Annotated in this window: 7 protein-coding genes; 5 read left to right on the top strand and 2 right to left on the bottom strand. The window is 72.4% G+C overall.

The features are described from left to right. Positions 1 to 168: 168 nt before the first annotated feature. Entirely contained in the window at positions 169 to 1,209 is a 1,041-nt protein-coding gene (locus AOK18_RS07850; protein ID WP_055693854.1) for an NUDIX hydrolase, read from the top strand. 143 nt (positions 1,210 to 1,352) lie between these two features. On the opposite strand, the gene AOK18_RS07845 is transcribed toward AOK18_RS07850, so the two are convergent. Continuing rightward, positions 1,353 to 2,723: a dipeptidase gene (locus AOK18_RS07845; protein WP_055573207.1), complete on the bottom strand. Its 1,371-nt coding sequence runs from the start codon at positions 2,721 to 2,723 to the stop codon at positions 1,353 to 1,355. A gap of 232 nt (positions 2,724 to 2,955) precedes the next feature. Here AOK18_RS07845 and AOK18_RS07840 point away from each other — a divergent pair, with 232 nt between their 5' ends. Further along, positions 2,956 to 4,263: a geranylgeranyl reductase family protein gene (locus AOK18_RS07840; protein ID WP_055693853.1), complete on the top strand. Its 1,308-nt coding sequence runs from the start codon at positions 2,956 to 2,958 to the stop codon at positions 4,261 to 4,263. Here AOK18_RS07840 and AOK18_RS07835 read toward each other — a convergent pair. Further along, on the bottom strand, positions 4,253 to 4,702 hold the full coding sequence (locus AOK18_RS07835) for a nitroreductase family deazaflavin-dependent oxidoreductase (protein WP_055573206.1): 450 nt from the start codon (positions 4,700 to 4,702) through the stop codon (positions 4,253 to 4,255). The genes AOK18_RS07840 and AOK18_RS07835 overlap by 11 nt on opposite strands. Before the next feature lie 215 nt (positions 4,703 to 4,917). Between AOK18_RS07835 and AOK18_RS07830 the strand changes: the two genes are divergently transcribed. The 3 genes from AOK18_RS07830 to AOK18_RS32920 all read left to right on the top strand — a co-directional run. Next, the gene (locus tag AOK18_RS07830) at positions 4,918 to 5,610 is read left to right on the top strand and encodes a TetR/AcrR family transcriptional regulator (RefSeq protein ID WP_055573205.1); all 693 of its coding nucleotides are present in this window, start codon (positions 4,918 to 4,920) and stop codon (positions 5,608 to 5,610) included. 399 nt (positions 5,611 to 6,009) lie between these two features. Next, positions 6,010 to 6,396, top strand: a complete 387-nt coding sequence (locus tag AOK18_RS07825) for a MarR family winged helix-turn-helix transcriptional regulator (RefSeq protein ID WP_055573204.1) — start codon at positions 6,010 to 6,012, stop codon at positions 6,394 to 6,396. A gap of 518 nt (positions 6,397 to 6,914) precedes the next feature. Further along, a partial coding sequence (locus AOK18_RS32920) for a hypothetical protein (RefSeq protein WP_055693852.1) occupies positions 6,915 to 7,508 on the top strand: 594 nt, incomplete at its 3' end.

Genomic DNA, 7,508 nt, shown 5'->3' with positions numbered 1-7,508 from the left:
CTCCACCCTGCCACGGAAACCAGCCCCAGTTGAGAACGCATGGCGACGGCGCCGGTTCCCCCCGCGGGAGGGGACCGGCGCCGTCGCCATGCGTTCTCAACTGGGGCTGGTTTCCGTGGCAGGGTGGAGCGGGCAAGCCACAGGGGGCCCAACAGAAGAGGGGGAACCGTGATCGTCTGGATCAACGGTGCGTTCGGTGCGGGGAAGACCACGACCGCACGGGAACTGATCGAACTGATCCCGAACAGCGCGCTCTTCGACCCCGAGGTCATCGGCGGGGCGCTCAGCCATCTGCTTCCGCCCAAACGCCTGGCCGAGGTCGGCGACTTCCAGGACCTTCCCATCTGGCGCCGGCTCGTGATCGACACGGCGGCGGCGATGCTCGCCGAACTCGGCGGGACCCTGGTCGTTCCCATGACCCTGCTGAGACAGGACTACCGCGACGAGATCTTCGGCGGCCTCGCGGCCCGCCGCATTCCGGTCCGGCACGTCCTCCTCGCCCCGGCGGAAACGATCCTGCGTGAGCGAATAGCGGACCGGGAGGTTCCGCCGGACCTCCCGGACGGCGAGATACGGATCCGCCAGTGGTCCTACGACCACATCGAACCGTACAAGACCGCCCTGGCCTCCTGGCTCGCCGCCGACGCCTATCCGGTCGGCACCGGCTCGCTGAGCCCGTACGACACCGCCGTCCGGATCGCCGAGGCGATCGGCAGCGACGAGGCACCCGCCTGCGACATCGTACAGACGCCCGAGCCGACGGCCGAGACCGTCGCCGCCGGCGTCCTCCTCTTCGACGAGCGCGACCGGGTGCTGCTCGTCGATCCGACCTACAAGCCGGGCTGGGAGTTCCCCGGCGGGGTCGTCGAACCCGGTGAGGCGCCCGCGCGCGCGGGCATGCGCGAGGTCGCCGAGGAGACCGGCATCCGCCTCGACGAGGCGCCCTCCCTGCTCGTCGTCGACTGGGAACCGCCCGCACCGCCCGCCTACGGCGGCCTGCGCCTGCTCTTCGACGGCGGCCGCCTGCACGCCGCCGACGCCGCACGGCTGCTGCTGCCCGGCCCCGAACTCCGCGACTGGCGCTTCGCCTCCGAGACCGAGGCCGCCGACATGCTGCCCCCGGTGCGCTACGAACGGCTCCGCCGTGCCCTGCGGGCCCGGGAACGCGGGCGGGCGATGTACCTGGAAGCGGGGGTGCCGGTCGGCTGACGCGCGGCACCCGGCCGGGCCCGCACGGCCGGCGCGGCCCGTCCGCGGCGCGCGCCCCGGCCCGGTGCGGGGTTCTCCGGCCGGGGCCCGGCACCGGGGACGGGCCCCGGGGCCGGGCCGCGTGGACGGGCCGAGTGGGGGGATCAGCCGGTGGACTCGGCCGCGGACGCGTAGGCGCGGAGGAACAGCGCCTCCGCGACCGACAGCCGTTCCAGCTCGTCGGGGGAGACGCTCTCGTTCACCGCGTGGATCTGCGCCTCCGGCTCGCTCAGGCCGATGAGCAGGATCTCCGCCCGCGGGTAGAGGGCCGCGAGGGTGTTGCACAGCGGGATGGAACCGCCCTGCCCCGCGTAAGCCATCTCCCGGCCCGGGTACGCGACCGCCATCGCCTCGGCCATGGCCCGGTAGGCCGGGCTGGTGGTGTCGGCGCGGAACGCCTGGCCCTGACCGATCTGCTCGGTGCTCACCCGCGCCCCCCACGGCGTGTGCGCCTCCAGGTGAGCCCGGAGCAGCCGGGTCGCCTCGACCGCGTCGACGCCCGGCGGCACGCGCAGGCTGATCAGCGCGCGGGCGCTCGCCTGCACGGACGGGGTCGCGCCGACGACCGGCGGGCAGTCGATGCCGAGGACGGTGACGGCCGGGCGGGCCCAGATGCGGTCGGCGACCGTGCCGGAGCCGATCAGCTCCACGCCGTCGAGGACCTTGGCGTCCTTGCGGAACTGCTCCTCGTCGTACTGCAGTCCGTCCCAGACGCTGTCGCCGGCCAGCCCGTCGACGGTCGTGCTGCCGTCCTCGGCGCGCAGCGAGTCCAGGACGCGGACCAGGGCGGCCAAGGCGTCGGGCGCGGCGCCGCCGAACTGGCCCGAGTGCAGGTTGCCCTCGAGGGTGTCGACCCGCAGCCGTACCAGCGTCATGCCGCGGAGGGTGGAGGTCACCGTCGGCAGACCGGCGCGGAAGTTGCCGCTGTCACCGATGACGACGGCGTCGGCGGCCAGCAGTTCGGGGTGCTGCTCGGCGTACCGCTCCAGGCCGCCGGTGCCCTGTTCCTCCGAACCCTCGGCGATCACCTTGACGTTGACGGGAACGCCGCCGTCGGCCTTGAGCGCGCGCAGCGCCAGCAGGTGCATGATCACCCCGCCCTTGCAGTCGGCGGCCCCGCGCCCGTACCAGCGGCCGTCCCGTTCGGTCAGCTCGAACGGCGGGGTGTCCCAGGCGGCCTCGTCCAGCGGCGGCTGCACGTCGTAGTGGGCGTACAGGAGCACCGTCCTGGCGCCCTCGGGGCCGGGAAGGAAGCCGTACACCGACTGGGTGCCGTCGGGGGTGTCGAGGAGGGCCACGTCCTGGAACCCCTCGGCCGTGAGCGCGTCCGCGACCCAGCGGGCGGCGCCCTCGCTCTCGCTGCGCGGGAACTGGCCGAAGTCCGCCACCGACTTGAAGGCCACCAGTTCGGCGAGCTCCTCCTTCGCCCTGGGCATCAGCGAGGCGACGGTCACGGCGACCGGATGCGACGACATGGGCACGCTCCTTGTGGGTGCGACGTTGTACGGGTGCGTACGTTCGCGGGCGAGGCGATCGTGGAGCACGGGTGAGGGCCGGTGTACGGGGCACCCATGCCGCACGATCCTCCCACAGCGGCTTCGAGTGATCGTCGCCGTAGTATGCGGTGGACAGACGGGGTACCCCTGCTCGAGTGATGCCGGAGAGCACGGGGGAGGCAGGCGGCCGGATCGGGAGCAGCAGACCATCGTGAGCAGCGAGAACTCTTCGGCGGACGACGCGCGTCGGGTATGGGACGTCGTCGTGGTGGGCGCGGGACCCGCGGGGGCCTCGGCCGCCTACGCGGCAGCGGTCGCGGGACGGCGTGTGCTGTTGCTGGAGAAGGCGGAGCTGCCCCGCTACAAAACGTGCGGGGGCGGCATCATCGGCCCGTCGCGCGACTCCCTGCCCCCCGGCTTCGAGCTTCCGCTGAAGGACCGGGTGCACGCGGTGACGTTCTCGGTCAACGGCCGTTTCACCCGTACCCGCCGGTCCCGGCAGATGCTGTTCGGGCTGGTCAACCGCCCCGAGTTCGACCACCGGCTGGTGGAGCACGCGCAGAGGGCCGGAGCCGAGGTGCGGACCGGTACCGCGGTGCAGCGGGTCGAGCAGCACGGCTCGGCGGTACCGGACCGCCGCACGGTCGCCCTCGTCCTGCAGGGCGGCGAGACCGTGCTGGCGCGGGCCGTGGTCGGCGCGGACGGCAGCGCCGGCCGCATAGGAGCACACGTCGGGGTCAAGGTGGACCAGGTCGACCTGGGCCTGGAGGCGGAGATCCCGGTGCCGGACACCGTCGCCGAGGACTGGAAGGGACGGGTCCTCATCGACTGGGGCCCGATGCCCGGCAGTTACGGCTGGGTCTTCCCCAAGGGGGACACGCTCACCGTCGGCGTGATCTCCCGGCGCGGCGAAGGCGCGGCGACCAAGCGGTACCTGGAGGACTTCATCGGGCGGCTCGGCCTGGCCGGCTTCGAACCGAGCATCTCCTCCGGCCATCTGACCCGGTGCCGGACGGACGACTCCCCGCTGTCGCGCGGACGGGTGCTGGTGTGCGGGGACGCCGCCGGGCTCCTGGAACCGTGGACCCGCGAGGGCATCTCCTTCGCGCTGCGCTCGGGCCGGCTGGCGGGGGAGTGGGCGGTGCGCATCGCCGAGGCCCACGACGCCGTGGACACCCGCCGGCAGGCGCTGAACTACACCTTCGCGGTCAAGGCGGGGCTCGGTACCGAGATGAGCGTGGGCAAGCGGATGCTGGCCGCGTTCGAGCGGCGTCCCGGCGTGTTCCACGCCGTCCTCAGCGGCTTCCGCCCCGCCTGGAAGGCCTTCCGGGACATCACCCGGGGTGCGACGACGCTCGGCGAGCTGGTCCGCACCCATCCGCTGGCCCACCGCGCCATGACCGCGCTGGAGCGGCGTTCCCCGGCCGGTGGCTCCGAGACCGGGGACGGGGCCGGAAACAGGACCGGGGCCGGGGACGGAGCCGGGACCGAGGCCGGAGGAGCCTCCGTCAGTTCGTGACCGTGATCCGGAAGACCGGGTGGTCGGGGGCGATGCGGCGCAGCTCCTCGTCGGAGGAGTCCGGACCCACCCCGCCGAAGAAGACACCGACCTCCGCCTTCCAGCGCTCGAGGTAGGCGCGCAGCAGCGGAGGCTTGTCGTCGTCGGCGACCTCGGTCGCGGTGAAGGCCTCGACGTTCTTCCCGAGGCGCAGCTCACCGCCGCCGGCCGCCCGCATGTTGTGCGTCCACTGGACGTGGCCCCGGGGTGCGACGAGGTACCGGGCGCCGTCCAGGGCCATCGGGTTGACCGGGGTGGTCCGCCACTCGCCGCTCTTGCGGCCGCGGACCGCGAGCACCCTGGACCCCCAGACGCTCAGTCCGCGACGGGTCAGCCACGCCACGAGGCGGTTGAGGACGTTGACGGTGAACCAGCCGGGCTTCTTGACGTGCGTGGACATGAGAACCCCTGGTGGGAACGAGCCGGGACGCCGGAGCGGCGCGGCGAAGGAGGGGCGGAACCCAAGGAGAGCACCGCTTATTTTCGAGAGCACTGCTCTCTATGTGGTGATGTCAGTGTGCACGGCTCGGCGCCCTTGTGCAAGAGCGGTGCTCTCTTTTGTGTCTCCCGCTCTCCTTTGCGTGCAGCGCTCTGATTCCGTGGAAGACTGCTTCCATGAGCACCGCACACGGCGCCCGTGCCCGGGCCAGGATCGAGGTCACCGCGGCGATCAAGGAGGCGGCCCGCAGGCAGCTCGCGGCGGAAGGCGCGGCCAAGCTCTCGCTGCGAGCCGTGGCCCGTGAACTCGGCATGGCGTCCTCCGCCCTGTACCGCTACTTCCCCAGCCGCGACGAGCTGTTGACCGCTCTCATCATCGACGCCTACGACTCCCTCGGCGAGGCCGTCGAAACGGCCCATGCCGAGGCCGCCCACGCCCCGCCGGCCCGGCGCTGGAGCGTGATGTGGGAGGGCGCGCGCACCTGGGCGCTCGGGCATCCGCACGAGTACGCGCTGATCTACGGATCGCCGGTCCCCGGCTACAAGGCGCCCGACACCACCGTGCCGGCCGCCTCCCGCCTGGCCTTCCTCGCCTTCGACATCCTGCGGGACGCGCACCGCCGTTCCGTCCTGGCGCTGCCGCCCCTGGCGGCCGGCCTGAGGCCGGAGGCCGAGAGGATGGCCGCCGACCTCGCGCCCGACCTCCCCCCGGAGGTGGTGGCGGCGATGGTGGCGGCCTGGGCCGAGCTGTTCGGGCTGATCGGATTCGAACTGTTCGGGCACTTCCACCGGGTCGTGGAGGACCGGGTGGGGTTCTTCCGGCACGCGGTGGACCGCCTCGCCCGTTCGGTCGGCCTGCCGGCGGCGTAGCCCCGGCCCTCCCGGCCGGTGACGGTCCGGCCCGTCGGAGAGGGCGCCGGGCCGGCGGGAACGGCGGAACCGGCGGGGCGACTGGGGCGGCGACGCACGGACGAGGCGCGGCTCCGGGACGCCCGCGAACCGCACGGCGTGCTCACGCCCGGCGTCTTCGTCATCGGTGCGCGGGCGGACGCCGCATCTCGCGCTCCCCGGCGGGGAGCCCGAACGGGCACACGGTCCGGCCTCACCGGGCGGAACGGGAGGTGGCGGACCCGGCCGGACCGGGGCCGCCGCCTCCGCAACCACCCGCCCGGGCCGTTCGCCCGGCCTTCCGGGGCCGTGCCGGGGCCGTAAGGACGGGGAGTCCGAAGCACGTAGGTGGTCGGTCGGCCGGCCTGCTACGGTGCGGCCATGGCGGCGAAGCAGGCCGAACAGGCGCTCGTGCAGCAGTGGCGGGACATACTGGCCCTGCATGCCCGCACGCAATGCGAACTCGACCGTGTACTGCACGAACACGGCCTGTGCGGGAGCGACTTCGAGGTCCTGGACATCCTCGCGGGCGCGGTGCGCGGTTGTTCCTACCGCGTTCAGGAGATCGCCGAGCGGGTCCACCTGAGCCAGAGCGCGCTGTCCCGGCTGATCGCCCGTCTGGAGCGGGAAGGACTCGCCGAACGGGGCGCGTGCGCGGAGGACCGGAGGGGCGTCCGGGTCTCGCTGACGGCGAAGGGGCGCGCGCTGCACGGCGAGGTGCTCCCCGTTCAGCGCGCGGTGCTCACCCGGATGCTCACACGCCCCTGAGCCGGGACGCCCCGGACGGGGACCCGGCTCACGGCGGACGCGACCCGCCGGAGCGCGGCGGAACGCCGAGATCCTCTCCGGGCGCAGCGCGCCCCGGTCGGCCGGGGCCCCCGCCGGGCGAGGGGGAGCGGGAGCCCGCACTCCGCGGGCCCGTGGATTCCGCCCGTGAGGGCTGCGAAAGGACTCGTTCCGGCCGTCCCGTCGCCGGTCGTCCGGCGGACGGTGGGGAAGGGCGACTGCTCCGGCTGTGACGGCTCTCCCGCGCACCTCCGTCTCCCGGACGCTGAGCACTGCCGAAGGGCTTCACTTCCGGGGCCGGCCCGACCCGGTCCTGCGGTGGTGGACGACCCGTCGATACCGCCGTAGGGGTGGCTTCGTAACCCGTGTGAACGCCTCGAATGGTGTCAGCAGGACATATGGCTGACGGTAAATCACGTCGGGGCCCGGTCAAGCGTGCTGACGTGGAGTCGGCAGCCGGGGCCACCGACGGAAGGACAATTCGGATGCGCTCTGCCCGCATGCTGCTCGCTACCGCGACGGCCACCGCGGCCCTCGCGGTCTCGGCGCCCACAGCCTTCGCCACCACGCTGGGCGACTGGGATCACGACAAGTCTTCCTACAGCAAGGAGCACGACAAGGACAGCAGCCACGACAAGCCGCGCGGCGGAACTCACACGGGTGGCGGTGCGCTGACCACCGGTGACGGGGACGACTGGAACGGCAAGCACGACAAGGACGAGTCCAGGGACGAGTACAAGGACGACGAGTCCAAGGACAAGGACGAGTACAAGGGCAAGGACGACGAGTCCAAGGACGAGTACAAGGACAAGGACGACGAGTCCAAGGACGAGTACAAGGACGACGAGTCCAAGGACAAGGACAAGGACAAGGACAAGGACAAGGACGAGTACAAGGACAAGGACGAGGACAAGGACGAGGACAAGGACAAGGACTCCAAGCACGACAAGCCCAGCGGCGGCGTGCACACCGGCGGTGGCGCCCTGGCCTCCGGTGACGGCGACAGCTGGAACGACAAGCACGACAAGGACGACGAGTCCAAGGACGAGTACAAGGACAAGGACGAGTACAAGAGCGACGAGTCCAAGGACGAG

This window comes from Streptomyces prasinopilosus (assembly GCF_001419695.1).
In the GTDB taxonomy this organism is placed as follows: domain Bacteria; phylum Actinomycetota; class Actinomycetes; order Streptomycetales; family Streptomycetaceae; genus Streptomyces; species Streptomyces prasinopilosus.
Note: the sequence above shows the minus strand (reverse complement) of the source record. Positions and strands in the feature narration are given on the sequence as shown.